The 16,668-nt window shown below is 68.8% G+C and carries 13 protein-coding genes and 2 pseudogenes; 8 read left to right on the top strand and 7 right to left on the bottom strand.

Annotated features, from left to right (window positions below):
- Positions 1 to 42 precede the first annotated feature (42 nt).
- From CLT75_RS25625 to CLT75_RS25610, 4 genes and pseudogenes are all read right to left on the bottom strand, one after another.
- Positions 43 to 1,262, bottom strand: a pseudogene (locus tag CLT75_RS25625) (tyrosine-type recombinase/integrase).
- A complete protein-coding gene (locus tag CLT75_RS25620) occupies positions 1,262 to 1,459 on the bottom strand; it encodes an excisionase family DNA-binding protein (RefSeq protein WP_107075187.1) in 198 nt (65 codons plus the stop codon). Before CLT75_RS25620 ends, CLT75_RS25625 begins: the two are co-directional and overlap by 1 nt.
- Positions 1,456 to 2,998, bottom strand: a pseudogene (locus tag CLT75_RS25615) (replication initiator). Before CLT75_RS25615 ends, CLT75_RS25620 begins: the two are co-directional and overlap by 4 nt.
- Positions 2,999 to 3,397: 399 nt before the next feature.
- Positions 3,398 to 3,835: a pentapeptide repeat-containing protein gene (locus tag CLT75_RS25610; protein WP_135242816.1), complete on the bottom strand. Its 438-nt coding sequence runs from the start codon at positions 3,833 to 3,835 to the stop codon at positions 3,398 to 3,400.
- A 638-nt stretch (positions 3,836 to 4,473) separates the two neighbouring features.
- Between CLT75_RS25610 and CLT75_RS25605 the strand changes: the two genes are divergently transcribed.
- Positions 4,474 to 5,337 carry a DUF4393 domain-containing protein gene (locus CLT75_RS25605; RefSeq protein WP_167796964.1) on the top strand — a complete coding sequence of 288 codons (864 nt, stop codon included), beginning with the start codon at positions 4,474 to 4,476 and terminating at the stop codon, positions 5,335 to 5,337.
- A gap of 296 nt (positions 5,338 to 5,633) precedes the next feature.
- On the opposite strand, the gene CLT75_RS25600 is transcribed toward CLT75_RS25605, so the two are convergent.
- Together CLT75_RS25600 and CLT75_RS25595 are read right to left on the bottom strand one after the other, a co-directional pair.
- Entirely contained in the window at positions 5,634 to 6,317 is a 684-nt protein-coding gene (locus CLT75_RS25600) for a hypothetical protein (protein ID WP_135242814.1), read from the bottom strand.
- Positions 6,318 to 6,497: 180 nt separating this feature from the next.
- Positions 6,498 to 6,899, bottom strand: a complete 402-nt coding sequence (locus CLT75_RS25595) for a GntR family transcriptional regulator (protein WP_069088172.1) — start codon at positions 6,897 to 6,899, stop codon at positions 6,498 to 6,500.
- A gap of 369 nt (positions 6,900 to 7,268) precedes the next feature.
- Here CLT75_RS25595 and CLT75_RS25585 point away from each other — a divergent pair, with 369 nt between their 5' ends.
- Positions 7,269 to 7,487, top strand: coding sequence for a flavin reductase (locus CLT75_RS25585; protein WP_135242812.1), 219 nt, complete (start codon positions 7,269 to 7,271; stop codon positions 7,485 to 7,487).
- Positions 7,484 to 7,657 carry a hypothetical protein gene (locus tag CLT75_RS32785; protein ID WP_167796963.1) on the top strand — a complete coding sequence of 58 codons (174 nt, stop codon included), beginning with the start codon at positions 7,484 to 7,486 and terminating at the stop codon, positions 7,655 to 7,657. Before CLT75_RS25585 ends, CLT75_RS32785 begins: the two co-directional genes overlap by 4 nt.
- A gap of 618 nt (positions 7,658 to 8,275) precedes the next feature.
- On the opposite strand, the gene CLT75_RS25575 is transcribed toward CLT75_RS32785, so the two are convergent.
- The gene (locus CLT75_RS25575) at positions 8,276 to 8,467 is read right to left on the bottom strand and encodes a hypothetical protein (protein ID WP_091414270.1); all 192 of its coding nucleotides are present in this window, start codon (positions 8,465 to 8,467) and stop codon (positions 8,276 to 8,278) included.
- A gap of 293 nt (positions 8,468 to 8,760) precedes the next feature.
- Here CLT75_RS25575 and CLT75_RS25570 point away from each other — a divergent pair, with 293 nt between their 5' ends.
- The 5 genes from CLT75_RS25570 to CLT75_RS25550 all read left to right on the top strand — a co-directional run bounded on the left by CLT75_RS25570 (position 8,761) and on the right by CLT75_RS25550 (position 16,657).
- Positions 8,761 to 9,747: a hypothetical protein gene (locus tag CLT75_RS25570; protein WP_135242811.1), complete on the top strand. Its 987-nt coding sequence runs from the start codon at positions 8,761 to 8,763 to the stop codon at positions 9,745 to 9,747.
- A 21-nt stretch (positions 9,748 to 9,768) separates the two neighbouring features.
- Positions 9,769 to 12,663 (top strand): AAA family ATPase, encoded by a 2,895-nt coding sequence (locus CLT75_RS25565; protein ID WP_167796962.1) that lies wholly within the window; start codon positions 9,769 to 9,771, stop codon positions 12,661 to 12,663.
- A 31-nt stretch (positions 12,664 to 12,694) separates the two neighbouring features.
- A complete protein-coding gene (locus CLT75_RS25560) occupies positions 12,695 to 15,223 on the top strand; it encodes a caspase family protein (RefSeq protein ID WP_135242809.1) in 2,529 nt (842 codons plus the stop codon).
- 36 nt (positions 15,224 to 15,259) lie between these two features.
- Positions 15,260 to 15,487, top strand: coding sequence for a hypothetical protein (locus CLT75_RS25555; RefSeq protein ID WP_135242808.1), 228 nt, complete (start codon positions 15,260 to 15,262; stop codon positions 15,485 to 15,487).
- Positions 15,488 to 15,625: 138 nt separating this feature from the next.
- Entirely contained in the window at positions 15,626 to 16,657 is a 1,032-nt protein-coding gene (locus CLT75_RS25550; protein WP_135242807.1) for a hypothetical protein, read from the top strand.
- The last annotated feature ends 11 nt before the right edge of the window (positions 16,658 to 16,668 follow it).

Genomic DNA, 16,668 nt, shown 5'->3' with positions numbered 1-16,668 from the left:
TGTGATCCGGGCCGGTACAGCAGCGAAGTACAGCAGTAGCGCTCACCGGTCCAGCGCGCTGCCGAGCCGCTTGAGGGCATCCCGGGTGGCCGCCGACGAGACCACCGTGTAGATCTCCATGGTGATGGCGAACTGCGCGTGCCGAAGGATCTGCATTGCCACCCGGGGATGCACGTCCAGGTCCGCCAGGAGCGAGGCACAGGTCCGCCGGGCGTCCCTGACGGTGATCCGCCGGACGCCTGCCGCGTCGCAGCGACGGTCCCAGAAGCGGTTGAAGTTGCGCGGCTCGATCGGCCGCCCGTAGCGGGTAGTAAAGATCAGATCCGAGGGCTGCCAGGCCGGACCGGCGGTGTCCCGGGCGGCGGTCTGCGCGGTGCGACGGCGGTCGAGCGCCACGGTGCAGATGTCCGGCAGGGGCAGGGTGGCGTCCGAGGCGGCCGTCTTCGTCTCGCGGTGCAGTAGCTCGGAACCGACCCGCTGGAGCTGCCGGTCAATGGTCAACTCCCCCGCGTCGAGGTCGATGTCCGCCCAGGTGAGCCCCAGCATCTCGCCCTTGCGCAGACCGAGCACCAGGACCAGGACGTACGCGGCGTAGAGCGGGTCATCGTCGGCACGGGCCGACTCCAGGAACCGCCGTGCCTCGTCGCTCGTCCACGCCTTCCGCTTACGCTTCCGTACCGGCGGCAGCTTCACCAGGGATGCGACATTGCGGGAGATCAGCCCTTCGGTGATCGCCTGGGATAGCAGCGTCCGGAGCACGGTCCGCAGGTGCGTGACGCTGGTTGCCGAGGGCAGATCCTGGCAGCAGCGGCCGAGGGCGCAGCAGCGACGCTGGGCCGGATTGCGCCGCTCGTCCTTGCCCTGGGCGCAGCACTGGCAGGTCCGTCCCACCTCGTTGATCCAGGTCTGCACATCGCTGACGCGGAGTTTGTCGAGGCGCTTCCGGCCCAGCCCCGGCACGAGGTAGAGCCGGACCACCACCTCGTAGGTGACGTAGCTGCCCGGGCGAGGTTCGGCTTGACGATCTCGCGTAGCCAGTAGCCGGCGTACTCCCCCACGGTCGGGGAGCGGGTCGCCACCGGGCCGGCCTTGGCCTGCCCGTGCAGCTTGATCCACTTGTCGTGGACCTCCTCGCGGCTCTTGCCGTAGACCCACTTCCGGCCCCGCTTACCGTCGGGCTTCTCGACCCAGACGTACGCGGCAAACCCGTTCCGGTAGGGGAAGATCGAGCCTTCGCCGTTGGCTCGTGCGCGGCCGGGCATCAGGCGGCCTCCTGGCGTTCGACCTGTTCGCGGATGTAGTCGTCGACCCATTCGGGGAGGATGCGGCGGTATTTGCCGTCCTTGATGGAGCGCAGTTCGCCGGTGGCGATCTTCATCTTGACCTTGGAGATGCCGAAGCCGAGCAGCACGGCGACTTCTGCCGGCGAGTACCAGCGGGGGCGGAGGTCGTGGGTCATGCGGCGGCTCCGGTGAGCCAGGTTTCGTGGGCGAGTTCTTCCCGTCCGATGCGTCTGCTCTCGCGTCGCTGCCTTGCGGCGGTGTTGGCGAGCAGGGCGTCGCCTTCGGTGAGCCAGCCGGAGCCGAGGTAGGTGAGGGTGCCGACGCTGATGGTGTCGGCGGGTTCGTCGTCCTCTTCGCGGCGGTAGGTGGCGCGGAGTTGGCCGAAGGTGACGGAGTAGCGGCGGGCTTTGGTGAGGAAGTGGCCGCCGTAGCCGAGCATGTGTGCCCAGCGGCGCAGCCCGGCGTAGACGTTGGGTTTGGTGTCAAGGCTGTCTTGACGGTCGCCGGCTGTTGCGGCGCCGCCGCTCCTGTTGGTCTGGGTGGGGCGGCCGAGGTGCCAGCAGGCGTCGATGAGGCGGGCGACATGGTCGCCTCCGGGGTCGGCGTAGTCGTCAACCGTGGAGGGGGTGAGTCGGGTGGAGCTGTGGCCGGTGGCTTCGGTGGCCTTGGTGGCGTACTTGGCGAGGTAGGCGGCGACCTTGCCGTCGGTCAGCTCGCCACCGGCGGTGTTGATGCGGCGGACGTCGACCTGCTCGCCCCAGGCGACCAGCCAGCCTTGCGGCTGGTCGGGGTGCGGGGGTGTGGTGACGGTGATCTGCCGGGCGGCGGCGTGGATCGCGTCTTCCAGGTCATCGACGGTGATGCCGTCCGGTGGCGGTACGAGCGTGTCCGGGTCGTCGGGGTCGACGCCGTCGAGGCGCAGCAGGACGTGGAAGTGCACCGCTCCCCGGCGCTGCATCTCGGCGACCTTGCCGTGGGACACCCGCACGGGCGGCACCCAGCGGACCTTGCCGGAGGCGGTGACGACGCCGACCTTCGGAATGCCGCGTCGACGGCACGTTGCGCCGACGTGGCGGTCGAACGCCTGCTTGGTGCGTCGCCACAGCTCGCCGGAGAAGTAGTTCCAGACGACCTGGTGGGCGTGGTCGCAGCAGTCGAGGCACAACGGCTGGCCCAGCCGCGGATCGTCGGCGTCGTGGCGGGCGAAGCACGCTATGGGCTGCCCGTGCGGGCAGGTTCCGGCGTTGCTGCGGGCGCGGCAGGGTGCGGGTCGGCAGTCGCAGCGTTGCCGGTTACGGCAGGTGTGGCGTGGGACGTGGCGGTGGTGGACCGGGCCGAAGGACGGGGCGGTGAAGGTGGCGAAGACGACCGGGTGCCGACCGACCGATGCGGGGACGCCCTTGCCGCCGGTAAGGCCGCGACAGACAACTTGGTAGGCGTCGCCCTGGTAGACCCAGGCGCAGTCCGGGCACACCGACTCGCGGCGGTTACCGCACGCCTTGTACAGCGTCCGGTCGGGCAGCTCGTCGGTGTGCTGCTCGCTCAGGACTCGGCCGGTATCGCGGTCGACGGCGGCGATCGTGCCGGTGAGGCGGACCGGGCGAGCCGGCGGGGCGGGTGTGCTCCAGCCAGCCGGAGAACCCCGGCGTAGCGGCGCGGTGCAGGACTTGGGCGTCACGACCGGCGGCGAGGCCGGGGCGGTAGGTGGTGAAGATGGCTGTCTCCTCGTGCGGGGGTGGCAGGGACGGAAGACGAAGCACCACCAGCCGTGGACGCCTGTCCGCTGGTGGTGTTCGTCGTGTCTCCTGGCACCGCCGAGAAGGCGGCTGACGCCGGAGGGCGGAAGTGTGGTCGGGCCACTTCCCGCCGATGGGTCATGTCCTTTCACGCTCGTGGTTTTGGCATCGAGGCCGGCACGGGTGGGGAGCCTGGGATATCGGCATCCGGCGAGTTGCCGCAGGCTGCCCCCACCCGTGGAGATCAGCGAATCCGGGCCAACGTGGACGGCAGGCAAAGGCCGTGCTGGGCCGCTTAGCAGATTCGGGGAACCGGCATGGTGGCCGACGCGATGAGAGCCGGCGGGGCGTGGCCCGCATCAGCGGCAGGAAGGCCGCTCAGCATCTCCGACGTCGAGTCCAGCGATCCGGCAGCAAGGCCGCGCTGGCGTGCTCGACGAACGCCAGAGTAGCACCGGGTACCGACACGTCAACCCGAAGTAATGCCGGAGTCTGAGAGGCCATCGGCCACCCAAGGACGCGCTCCGTGATTACGCCTCGGAGGGTGGCCCCGTCCCACCGTGCCCCGGTTACGTCTGTGCGCCCGTACTCCGGATCGTGTGTTCTCACGTAGGTGAACTGCGCGTACGAAAGATCCGCATCGCGCAGGTCAGCATCCCGCAGATCGCAGCCAGCGAAGCGAGCACCTCGAAGAGAGGCGCCCCGAAGGTCGACGCCCCGGAAATCGCAGAACTTGAAGGAGTGCCTGTCCAGGGTGCGATGCCGAAGATTGCGACCCGCAAACGACTGTCTCGTCGCCCCGGGCAGGATGCTCATCCGCGAACCGTAGCCCGACCGCCCGTTGCCGAACCACCGGCTTTCTACGCGCTCACACGCGACCCATCAAGCGGCGCGGGAGCCCGCCGCTGGCCTGTGTGGGAGGACTTTCTGTACGTCTATCAAGGCGGCCCTCGACGGGCCGCACGCGCCGCCGCCTGGGCGCGCGTCCGTCGCTCCGCTGGCGCTCCGACTCCGGCCACGCAACACGCCCGGCGGCTGGCGCGGAAGCGGGGAGCCCAATGGGCCGCCGCAGAACGACAGAGCGGTTGACCGGGTGGTGGTGGGCCGGCAGCCGGCCGGGCCACGCGGCCATGAGCCCGCGCGGCGTAGGGGAGCGCACGGCCGCGTCGGCGAGCTGGCGGCGGTCGCGAGGTAGCGGTTACTGCGCCTCCGGCGGGGGCGCTCGGGCTCCGAGATGGTTGCAACCCCGTCGGCGTGTTGCGGTCCGTGGGCGGTTGCGCAGGCCATCCCGTCTGCCATCGACCCGGGCAAGCCGAGCAGACCACCGCCCGACCCGCCAGTGTCCGACCGTGCGTCAAGGCCGTCTTGACGTGGCGTCCCGGGCGGCGGCCCGCTCCCCGGGAGGGCGGGTCGACGGCAGACGGGATGGCGCAGCTCACACTAGAGTGGCAAGAGTGACTGGCGCAGAATTTGTCGCCGCCGGCAAGGCGGTTGAGGTGATTGGTCAGAAGGCCCTCGGCCAAGACGACAAGACGCGGGATGAGTTACTGCAAGCCGCTCAAGAAACCTCCGAGTTCAAGGCGGCAGCTCGCACGGCGGCGGCGCGAATCGCGGTGAAGGAGCGCATAAAGCTCAAGTTGTATCAGCCCTTCGCGCGAATGATTGGGGTAAGTCAAGCGTACTTTGAAGACGTCTTTCCGGAAGAGATGGCCGCCAAGACGGCCGGCATACCTGATGATCACATGGTCACACCGCCCCCGAGTATTGCGGTCCCGGCAATGCAGGGATTGAGTTATAGCTTCGAAGAGCCCAACCTAAAAGAGATGTATCTAAACCTGCTCACGACGGCTGCAGACGATCGCCGATCTGAAAATGCCCACCCGGCATTCGTTGAAGTGATCAAGCAATTGAGCGCCCAAGAAACGGCCTTGCTCAACACCGTGCTCGTCGCGATAGAGACTCCGGTGGTCCGTCTAGACGACTATCGGCCGGAGGTCGGCTACGACGTTCTGCTGACACACGTTATGGACCTCCGTGACCCAAACAACGGCGAACCCATAGAGGAACCGGCTCAACCTGCGTGGGTCGACAATTGGGAGCGACTAGGTCTGATTAGAGTCGGCTACGAAGCTTCTTTGATTGGTAAGAGCACTTATAGTTGGATTAAAGAGCGGCCGGAATTCATTCGCTTCAACGTAGGGTTTATGGTAAAGCGACTGCGCTGCACAAATGGGTATATTATACGGAGCGCATTTGGTGAGCGGTTCCATAGGGCAGTTTCACCGCCGCCCACCGCCTTAGACCCGGCCAGTTCCTAGGCGGAGGGTTTGAGCTGGGGTGGCTAACCAAGCAGCACGTCTGCTCTGGTTGGGCCGCAGGCGGGCGGATGCGGATGGAACCTGACCGGATGGAGCGCCCAGCACCTACAAGCGAGCGGTTGCCCCGGGCCGTCGCTAAAGGGTCAAGCGCGCCGGTCCCTCTGGGGCACACAGGGGGCACAAGATGCCGTCAAACGTCGTCAAGCAGTCGCCAACGATGGCAGCCTGAGACGCGGCATGGGCAGGTGCGGACCGGCGTTCTCGCTGGTACGGGGACGGCGGCTCTCAGTTCCGCTTCAACTCCCCAACGTGCTGTCCTGGAGGTACCGCAGGCAGCTGCGGCCGAAGGGCGTCACGGCCCATGCAGCATTGTCGTCGGCGTGGGCGAGCCGGTCTTCCGCCAAGCCGTGCCGCACGAGGGCAGACATCAGCGGCACAATTCCTGCGGCTAGGTTGGGGAACTGCTCTTCAAGCTGAGACTGAAGTGCGACTCCGGGGAGCTGGTCTGCGCCGTCCGGGCGAGGGGGGAGTAAGCCGCCGGCGACGGCGTCTAGGACCCGGACGTGAGCAGCTTCGAGATCGGCGAGAGCGGTGACGATGAGGATCCCCAGATCTAGACGTGCATCGTCTTGGAGGTTCTCGGTCAGCACAGCAGCGAGTGCCGCGACCTTGCGGTCGTACATGGTGCAGTATGCGGCTTGAATGGCACCCGTGGTCAACATGAGCCGGCCGTCCTTGCTCTTGGCCCAACTCTCGATCTCCTCCGCCGACAGGCCGGTTGACTCTGTGATGGCTTCTACAAGACGCTCAATGTTGCGGAGTCCGCGACGGTCCCGAACGGCGACTAGCTCAAGCGCCGGCTTGATGAAAGCGGCTCCTAGCGCGCCCGCCGGACCAGCAACAGCGAGACCAACGCCTACGGTTCCGACCTCGATGGCGGTCCGGGCCGCAAGCTGTCGGGCTGCTTCTTGCTTCGTCATGCTCCCTGGATATCTTGCTGTGTCAACAGGCTGCTGTTGACAGCAGCGGTGACAGCAACCGGCCGGGACGAGGAGAGATGTCGGCCGCCATGCGCGGACGGTCGACTGAGGTCGCGGGCACCGACGGATCCCACCGGACGAAACGCCCAGAACTTACAAGCGAGGGGTCATCAGCCGCTGCTACCGGCCGACGCGGATGCGATCGGCGGCGTACAGCTCGCGGGAACCGTCGGCACGGAAGATCACGATGACCGGGATGCCCTCGCCCATCTCCAGCTCGCGCCGCTCGACAGGGGTAGGCATCCGAGCGGTGGCGGTGTCGCCCTTGAGGAGCGTTACCGTCTCGGTTGGTTCGACGGCGCGAACGAACGTGCCGCGCGGCGGTTCCACGATTACGAGCCCTTCCGACCGGAGCAGTGCTACCGCTTGTCGGACGCTGGTGCGGCTCAGCCCGTACTCCTGAGCCAACCGCAGCTCGCTGGGAAGTGAAGCCCCGGGCGCGAGGTCGCCAGAGGTGATCCGGTCTCGCAGGAGGTCTGCGAGCTGCCGGAACACGGCGCGATCCGCACTCGGGTCGATCACGAAAGTGACGCTACGTGTCCAACAGCTCTACATCTTATTGTATCTACAGTCCTACGTCGTTACGGTGATGCGAGCTGCGGCATTGCGCTTAGCCGGTCTGCGGGAACACCCGCGACCTTGGTCGAGAGCCGAGGGAGGCCCGATGCCTCGTGTCTCGTACGAGGAGTACCTGATCGCCGTCGCGCTCACTCTGGCCAGGCGGCACCGGCCGGTCTGGTCATGGGAGCGATGGCGGAGGGTCTGCCGATGCGGAAGCGAGCTGACCTGTCGTACGACGCATCGGATACCGATCAATCGAGGCCACTGGCCTTCTGAGGACGACCGGCAAGACGCCCGACCAACGAACCAGGCGGCGAAGGAGCTGCGGAGATGACGACTCACCTCCCGGTCACACCGGCTTGGAGCTGCGGCGGCTGCGGTGCCGACTGGCCCTGCCAGACGCGGCGGCGGGAGCTGCGAGCGGAGTACGACCGCGCCCCGGTGTCGATGGCTCTCTACCTGGCTGCCCAGCTCATCGACGCCGCCCAGGACCTGGCCCACGTCCCCGCCGGCCACCTGCACCACCGATTCCTCGGCTGGACCCGATGAGCATCCTTCGGCCCGGGGACGAGAAGTTCCACTACAGCGACGGCTCTCACAAGTGGACCCCTCCAGACCTGGACTACGACCAGGAGGTCTGGGAGGAGCAGGTCCGCCAGCACAAGCAAGGCCACCTCAGGAACGAGCGCCCTAAGGTCCGCATCCAGCGGCTGATCTGATGCCAGCAGTACAGCAGCGAAGTACAGCAACCGTGCCGGCCGAACCAAGCCGAGAAGCGCGCCAGCAGGCACGATGACCTCGCACCGCGCCCGACCCAGCCAGTTCGCCGGCAATCCATAGGTTCAGGGTTCGAGTCCCTGGCGGCCCACTCTTCCGCGGGTCAGTATGCCGGTATCGCTACAGACCGTTAGCGAACTGGACACCGGGGATGCACGTCGAGGCTGGCCAGCCGCGAGGCTCAGGTCCGCCGGGCATCCCGCACGGTGATCCGTCGGACTCCCGCCGCCTCCCAGCGCCGGTCCCAGGAGCGGTTGACGTTCCGTAGCTCGACCGGCTGACCGTAGCGGGTGGCGAAGATCAGGTCGGAAGGCCGCCAGGCCGAGGACCACGGTGCAGATGTCGGGCAGCGGCAGGGTGGCGGCCGAGGCGGCCGTGTTCGTCTCGGGGTGCAGCAGCTCGGCACCGACCCGGGCGCGCACTCGACTCTCGGCAGCACCCCCGGCGCAGGAGCCGCCAGATGGCCTTCGGCGAACGGGCCTTATTCGGCAGGTGCGCCTCTGACCAGAACAGTTTCGCCACTGACCGATTGCCGACTCAGGCGCCGGTGAGTGCCTCGGTCAGTCGACCGGGTCTGGACGGGTGGGCTCTTCCGCAGCGGCCAGCATCTCGTTGATCCGCCGGAGCCGCTCTTTCAGATCAGCCGTCACGGCGTCCGGATCCGCACCGGCGCGAACGGCTGCCGCGCCCGCCTCGCGCAGCTCCGACGTGAGGTATTCGCGCAGCTCGGCGGAGGTCGGATCCTCGTCCATGGGTGCGCTCCTGTCGGCCGTCGAGTCGAGCCCACCGCCAGCATGCCCGCAATTTGCTCCCACCGGCAGGCCGTTTCCGATCAAGACAGGGTCATGCTTTCGGACTACGACGTTCATCCGGATCTATCGTCCTCTCGACCCTCCGTTGTGGACCAATCGGTGATAACCCGACCTCTGAGCCGCGCATCGCCTCGACTGACCGGCGACTGAAACGATTCATCTCGCCGTTCACCGTGCGCAATTCCCTGGTTCAAGGTGAGTCACCTTCGTTGGTCCACTATGAGGAGGGTGCGGTGCTCGGATCGCCCCACACCGACGGCGTCGACGAGGTCCGGGATCTGGCGCGCCAGGGTTTGCTGGCTACCACGATCGCGGGCGCCTCGGGCCCGCGCCGTTCGCGGCTCACCGGTGCGACGTACTCCATCGCCTGGCCGGTCGTGTATCAGCGACTCACCCGCAAGATCGAGATGCGCCGGGGCCATGTCAGCTGCGCCGCCTCGGTGCGACACCTGGCGGCCGAATGCCTGGACCGGTTCGAGAACGACGTCGAGGCCGTGGTCGACGACGTGGCCCGCAAAGCGAGCGCACGGATAGAGAACCTGGAGGGCTGGATCGCCAGCCGTCTGATCCCGGCCACTGTCGATGCGCACCGACGACGGCGTGGTGAGCATGGGGCGTTGCAGCGTCCCCGCGTGCCGGCCTGGCTAACCGACGAACTGGGCCGCGAGCCGTGGCTGCTCGACCTGGCGACCCAGATCCTGCTGTGGGCGGGTACGCCGGCCACCGCCGGCTACGAGCTGTGGCCCACCGAGAGCTGGGTGGTACGACGTTGCGAGCGGCATGGTGGCTGGTCGACGTACGGCGAGACGGACCTGCAGGCCGACATCCGCACCGTCCTGCACGCCATGAGCAGCCGTCCGCAGTGGTACGAGCAGTACGTCGAAGGGCCGCTCGGCCACAAGCAGGCTCCGGTCGCCTCGTCAGCGCTCCTCGACGATCGGGGCGACGTCCCGGTCGATGCCGAGGCCGAGAACGAGCGGTTACTCACCGCGCTGGCTCACGGGGCCGTGCAACTCATCCGGGTGCGCCTCGCCCGGGGCGAGGCGGCTCCGGCAGTGGTCGCCGAGGTGCTCGACACGGTGTTCGGCGCGGACGCGGGTGGAGGCCACCTCGGGCGCGCGTACGACGACCGCCTGGAGCGGGTGCTGCGTGACAGCAGCGAACTGGACCGGATCGTCGCCACGGTGCTGGATATCATCGAGATCGGGCGCGGTCGATAGCTTCGACGAAGGACGGTGTACGTGCCTGAGGAGCCGGTGTTCGTCGGCCGCGACCACGAGCTGAACACATTGCGGCGCCGCCTGTCCGAGGCGGGGCAGGGCACGGCCCGTACGGTACTGATCGGTGGAGAGCCGGGAGTCGGCAAGAGCCGGCTCGTGGCCGCGTTCGCACGGGAGGCACGGGAATCCGGCGTCCACGTGCTGTCCGGCGCGTGTGAGGAGCACTTCGGCGACCCGATGCCGTACGCCCCGCTGCTCGAAGCGTTGGAGACGTTCGGCCGGGAGCACGGCGACCAGGAGGCTGCGGAACTCGGCGGCCCGGCGTACCGGAAGTTGACTGCCTTCTTCGATCTCGAGGGCGACTCCATGCACACGCCCCAGCAGGTCTTCCTGGCGGTCCGCCGGATGCTCGACCACATCGGGGCGGAGAGCCCTGTCGTGCTGATCATGGAGGATCTGCACTGGGCCGACCCTTCGACGCTCGACCTGGTGCGGCATCTGGCCCAGGCGCCCCCGGACGGCCGCCGGCTTCTCTTCGTGTGCAGTTACCGCGCCAACCCCCGGCGCGGCGACCCACTGTGGCAACTGCTGGCCGGCACGACGTTCCTCCGCCGCACCGAGCGCTTCGAGCTACCGGCCTTCACACTGGAGGAGATGCGCCGTCTCGTCGCGGCGGGTAGCCCCGGGCGCGTCGATCCACGGCTCGTGGAGCGCTGCCTGCGCTGGTCCGACGGCATCCCGTTCTACGCCGAGCAGTTGGTGGCCGCCGGCGCCCTCGCCGGTCGGGACGAAGACGTCCAGCTGCCACCGGACATCCGCTCGGTGATGCTCGCCCGCCTGGGTGGTCTGAGCGAGGAAGCTCTCAAGGTGCTACGGGTCGCGGCTGTGGCCGGGCGGGCGATGAGCCGGCGGCTGTTGCGGACGGTGAGCGGCTTACCGGCCGAGACGTTGCGGGACGCGTTGCAGGAGTGCTTCGACCAGCAGATGCTCGTTGCCGGCCAGGAGGACAGCTACAGCTTCCGGCACGCCTTGCTGCGCGAGGTGGTCTACCAGGAGACGGTCCGGGACACTCAGGTCGATCTGCACACCGCGATGGCCGAGGCGTTGGCAGCCGACCCCCGGTTGTCACTGATCGACGGCTCGGCCGTAGCCGAGCAGGCCAGCCACTGGTATCAGGCGGGCGCCTGGCCGCAGGCGCTCACGTACGCCGTGCAGGCCGGCCGAGCAGCAGCCCGGACGTTGGCGTTCTCCTCGGCCGAGGTGCAGTTCGATCGAGCCCTGCGGTTGTGGCACCGCGTCGCCGATCCGCAGGCCCGAGCCGGTGTGACCCGCTCGCAGCTACTCGCCGAGGCGGCCGAGGCGGCCCGCTGGTCCGGACGGGTCGACCAGGCCCTGGAACTCGTCGAGGAGGCCATCGACGCACCCGATCACGACGGCGACCCCGATCGGCTGGGCGAGATGCACGAGCGACGCGCCACCTACCTGTGGGAAGCCGGTCGGCGGGCCGAGTCCGGTGAGGTGTTCCGCGAGGCGGCCACGTTGCTGGCCCACAGCCGCCCTTCGGCCGTGAAGGCTCGGGTCCTGGCCGGGATCGCGCTCGCCCACCTGCAGGCCGGGCACTACCAGGAGGGCCGCAGGACCGCGGACAAGGCGTTGACCATGGCGACCACGGTCGAGGATGAGGCCGTCCGAGGGCGGGCCCTCAACATCTCCGGCCTGGCCCTCGGCATGCTCGGCGATCCGGAGGGTGAGGTGCGGCTGCGCCGGTCCATCGAGATCGCCCGGTCGGCCAACCATATCGAGGATCTCTTCCGGGCCTACGGAAACCTGGGTCTGGTCCTGGAGCACGCCGGGCGCCTGCGGGAATCCGCCGAGGTGACGATGGCGGCGTTGGACGAGGCCCGCCGGTTCGACCTGGCCGGTACGCGGCAGGGGACGGTGCTGGCCAACAATTCGAGCGCCGCGCTCGTGCTGCTGGGTGAGTGGGACGACGCCGAAAAGATCATCACCGAGGTGACCCTGGACCGGCTGCCGGCGGAAAGCCTCTATCCGCGTCTCACGCTCGCCGAGATCAAGGTGGCGCGTGGCGATCTCCACCAGGCGCGCGAGTTGCTCACCTCGATCGAGAACGTGGAGCACGGCGAGGACCCTCGGTTCCTGGGCCCGTTGCACGGAGTCCGAGCGGAGTTGGCACTCGCCGAGAACGATCTCGCGCGGGCGGCGGACGAGGTACTCCGGGGCGTGGCGGCGGTGCGTGGAGGTGAGAACGCGCTCGAGCTGCTGCGCCTCTGCGCGGTGGGGATGCGCTGCGCGGCCGACCGTGCGACGGTCGATCCGCACGGCGCAGCGGCCGACGGCGACCGGATCGCCCATCTCGCGTCGGATGCTCGCCGACAGCCGGCGAAAGACGAGATCGACCAACTCGTGTTGCTCTGCAAGGCCGAACGGCTGCGTATCCGAGGCGCGGACACCGCCACCGGCTGGAAGCGGGTCGCGCACGGCTGGGCGAGACTCGACCGGCCCTACCCGGCCGCCTATGCCCACTGGCGGCAGGCCCTGGCGCTCGCGGCCGCCGATCCGAAGGCAGCCCGTGAACCGGCGCGCAACGCCTACCAGGTGGCGAAGACTCTCGGCGCCGTGCCCCTGCGTGACCGGGTGCGGCAACTCGCCGCGAGGATCGGCCTCGACCTCGCCGATCGCCCGGCGCCGGCCCGGCGCCCCTTCGACCTCACCCCGGCGGAACTGGACACCCTTCGCCTTCGCTACGAAGGTAAGGACCCGGTGGGTATCGCAAACGCCCGCGGCGTGGCGAAGCGGACCGTGGACAAGCAGCTCGAACGGGTGTACGCGAAGCTCGGCGTGCACAGCGCCGTGGAGGCGATCGCCCTCGCCCGTCGCGAAGGGCTCTTCGACTGACCACACGCCCGCCTGTCCGTCAGTGACGGGCATGACGCGAAAAGCTCTGTTGATCGGTGCGCAGACCCACGGCCTGGCCGGCGTACTCAACGACGTCGACGCGATGGAGCAGGCGTTGACACCGCGCGGTTTCGACGTCCAGCGGCTGGTCACTCCGTACGCCACCCGGGCCGGGATTCGCGACGCCTACGAGAAGCTGACCGCCGACGCCGGCACGGACGACGCAGTCGTCGTCTACTACAGCGGCCACGGTGGTCGCCTACGGTCGCCCGACGGCCGCGACCTGCAGTTCATCGTGCCGGACGACTACGCGGACTCGGACGAGGACGACTTCCGCGGTATCACCGACGTCGAACTCTCAGTGCTGCTCGCCGGGCTCACCGATCGCACCCACAACGTCACCGTGATCTTCGACTGCTGCCACGCCGCGCACATGTCCCGGCAGCCCGAACGGCGGGTGAAGGCGCTGTTGCGGGACGCGCGGGCGCGGTGGCGACCGACGTACGAGAGCGTGGAACGGCAGGTACAGAGGCTGGTCGCCGTCGGCCTTCCGATCGACCGGCGTCCGTTGATCGGCAATCCGCATGCGGTGCGAGTGGTGGCGTGTTCGCCGTCCGGCTCGTCCTGGGAGACCGTCAACCGGGACGGCGTCGAGATGGGCCTGCTGACCGACGCGCTGTCTCGCGCACTGCGGGAGACGGACGGGCTGCGGATCAGCTGGGCCGCGTTGGTGGACGCGATCCGTCGTGAGGTGCAGACATTCGTGGCCGCGCAGCGACCCGAGGTCGAGGGGCCTTCCGGACGCCGGCTGTTCGAGACAACCGAAGCGGACGCGCTGGACGGGCTACCCGTCGCGGTCGACGGCCCGGACCGGATCCGGCTGCTCGGCGCGCCGCTGCTCAGCGTCCGGACGGGCGACGAGTTCGCGATCATGCGTGGAGACGCCACCAGCTCGCACGACGGGCCGGCGCTGGGCAAGGCGGTGGTCACTCGCTTGCTGCCCGCAGCGGCCGCCGCGCAGTTGCGACTCACGCCGCCGGGGCAGGCCGTGCCGGCCGACGCTCGCGCGTACCGCACCAGCGCCGCGCCGCCTACGCTGGCGGTACGGCTGCCGTCGGACCATCCGGTGACGGCGGAACTCGCCGAGGGCATCGTCCTGCACCCGATGCTACGACTGGCCGCGCAGGACGCGGAGACCACCGGCGAGGTCACCGTCGAGGTCACCGTCGATGAGCAGGGCCGCCTCGCGGTGCGGGACGAGGCAGGGCCGCTGCACCTGCCGTACCGGCCGAGCCCAGCCGGCGTCGGTGCCGTCGTCGCCAACCTCCGACAGATCGCCCAGGCCACGGCCTTGCGGCGGCTGAGCGGCGATCCGAGCCGACCTCTACGGCAGTCGGTACGAACCGAGTGGGGCCGCGTGCGCGGCGGCCGGGAGATGCCACTCGCGCCCTCCGGGGAACTCCTGTTCGCGCAGGCCGACGAGCGGATCTTCTTCCGGGTGACGAACGAGGGCGACCTCGATGTGTTCGTGTCACTCGTCGACATCGGCGTCTCGTACCGGATCGCGCTGCTCACACACTCCGATCCGAGTGGCGTCCGACTTGAGCCCGGTGCCTCCTACACGTACGGCTGGAACGAGGACCGTAACGAGCTGACCGGCGTGGCCGTCAACTGGCCGGACGGTATCGACATGTCGGCACCTCGACCCGAGACCGTACTGGTCCTGGTCAGTGACGGTCCGATCGATGTGTCCAGCCTGCAACGGCCGGGTGTACGGGGAGACGGCCGGCCGACGACTGGATCGGGACTGGCCCACCTGCTCGCACAGATCGCCACCGGCTCCACTCGTGAAGTCGGTCCCGCGCCCGCCGACCAGGTCCGCTACGCCGTTCAACCGATCGATTTCATGCTCAGTCCGACGCCACCTCCCACGGCGGAACGAGCCGTGTTCCTGGTCGACGAGCGACCCGCGCAACCGATCCGGCTGCTGTCGCCACGCGGCGCGGCGCCGGGAAAGCTCGCCGTCCGCATCGCCGAACTCGTGGTACACCGCAACCGGGCGTTGGGAAGCGCGGACATCCGGGTGGACGCGGTGGTGCTCACCGGCGGGTCGAGCGGGCAGCCGGTCTATCGCGCGGAGACCATGCGGTTCAGCAACGTACGCGACGGCGACCGCCTTCCGATGGACAACGTGCTCATCTATCACGGGCCGGCCGAGCACTTTCTGGACATCGCGGTGTGGGTCTCCCGGGACACCACCGGCAGCCTGGCGCTCAGCTCGCTACTCGAGAAGAAGCTCACCGACCCGGTGGTGCACGGGGCCGTCGCCGAGGTCGCCGGACTGGCCATGACCGCGCCACACGCCGCCGTCGCGGTCGCCCTCGTGGGCGCCGGAGCGGTCCTGGTCAACACGGCCTACGAACTGCTCACCGGTGTCGTGGGGCCGAGCGTCGGGCTCTACCGCACATCTCTGCTGGCACAGGAGCAGTTCGGGATCGGCCGCCACGTGCGGCACCCACAAGACTTCTCGTTCACGTTCTGCGTGGACGAGGTGGCCTGATCCGTCCCAATCACCATCACGACAAGGAGTACGAGTATGACCAAGAAGCTCATCATCGGCCCGGCCGAGTGGTTCATCGCCGACGCTGACGCATCCGGTGTGGTGCGGCTGGTCCGGGAGGCGATGACCAACCGCACCACCGTCGAGTTGGGGCTGTACGACGGCGCCGGCCGGGCGGTCACCGTCTTCCTCAACGGGGCGACCGCCTCCAGCGTGGTGCTCGCCCTCGACCCGACTCCGCGTCCGCCGAGCGAGATGTCCTGACCGATCGGGAAGGTACGTGGCCCGTACGCATGCGACGGGCCACGTACGCATTTCCCGGTATCTCCACCGCCACGCCTCGCCCGACCGCGACCCCGTCAAGACGATCGATGCAAACGTCGAGGTACGGAGGAGTTCGCCGTGGTCAGTCCCGAGAAGCAACCCGCCACGACGGATGTCGTCCGTGAGCTGGCCCGGCAGGGCGCGCTCACACGGCATTTCGCTGCATCGGCCGAAGCGGAGCGCCGGCGGCTCCGCGCCGCCGCCGCCGAGCTCGCCTGGCCGCTGATCTTCCTGCGCGTGACCAGGCGGGTCGAGCGTGGGCGTGGGCACCACATCTGCGCCATGGGTGTGCAGCGGCTCTCGCCCGACTGCCTCGACCGCTTCCATGACGACGTCGAGGCGGTTCTCGACGACCTGTTCGCACATGCCGACGTGCCGATCGACAACCTCGAGGGCTGGCTGACCATGCGGATGCGGCGGGCGACAGTGGACGGCTACCGCCGTCGACGTGGTGAACGGGGCGCACCACAACGACCGCGCGTGCCGAAGTGGCTGGCCGAGGCGGTGGGCCGCGACCCCTGGTTGTTGGACCTGGCCATGGCGATCCTCGACTGGGTCGGTACCGAGGCGACCGCAGGCTCCTCGTTGTGGCCGCTCTCCGCCTGGTCTGCGCGGCGCGCCGTGCGCACCGGCGACCACAGCGCCGGAGAGTCGCAGGTCGCCGACGAGATCGAGGCCGTGCTGGCCGCGATGCGGCAGCGCCCGACCTGGTACGAGCGGAACGTGGATCGGCCGCTCGGCCGCAAGCGGGCACCGGTGCACTTCCCACGGCGTGAATCGTCCGGCGAATACGCCGAGCCTGAGCCGCTCGCCCTGGTCGAGCGGCACGAGAAGGACGACGCCCTGATGCTCGAGCTCGCCGCTCGGGCGATCGCACTGATGAAGAGCCGGCGGGACGCCGGCGAGGACTTGCGTGTCCTCGTCACGGAGGTCCTTGGCACGGTGTTCGGCGCGCTCCCGGCGGCCCACGGTCTGGACCGGGCTCCCGGCGACGACCCGATGGGCGCGGAGCAGGTCGGCGCCCTGATCGGCGATCCGGATCGTCTCGATCACGTCATCGAGACGGTGCTCGAGCTGTTCAGCCGCGCGGATCGTCCGTCAGATCTCTAGAAGGCAGGCCG

Source organism: Micromonospora sp. CNZ285 (assembly GCF_004637285.1).
The sequence above is the reverse complement of the archived record's forward strand: the minus strand, read 5'-3'. Positions and strand labels throughout refer to the sequence as shown.

Bases quoted from the DNA above. Each gene is read 5' to 3' on its own strand.
- CLT75_RS25610 (WP_135242816.1), bottom strand. From the start codon at position 3,835: ATGAGCATCCTGCCCGGGGCGACGAGACAGTCGTTTGCGGGTCGCAAT.
- CLT75_RS25555 (WP_135242808.1), top strand. From the start codon at position 15,260: ATGACCAAGAAGCTCATCATCGGCCCGGCCGAGTGGTTCATCGCCGAC.
- CLT75_RS25575 (WP_091414270.1), bottom strand. From the start codon at position 8,467: ATGGACGAGGATCCGACCTCCGCCGAGCTGCGCGAATACCTCACGTCG.
- CLT75_RS25560 (WP_135242809.1), top strand. From the start codon at position 12,695: ATGACGCGAAAAGCTCTGTTGATCGGTGCGCAGACCCACGGCCTGGCC.
- CLT75_RS32785 (WP_167796963.1), top strand. From the start codon at position 7,484: ATGAGCATCCTTCGGCCCGGGGACGAGAAGTTCCACTACAGCGACGGC.
- CLT75_RS25585 (WP_135242812.1), top strand. From the start codon at position 7,269: ATGACGACTCACCTCCCGGTCACACCGGCTTGGAGCTGCGGCGGCTGC.
- CLT75_RS25600 (WP_135242814.1), bottom strand. From the start codon at position 6,317: ATGACGAAGCAAGAAGCAGCCCGACAGCTTGCGGCCCGGACCGCCATC.
- CLT75_RS25620 (WP_107075187.1), bottom strand. From the start codon at position 1,459: ATGACCCACGACCTCCGCCCCCGCTGGTACTCGCCGGCAGAAGTCGCC.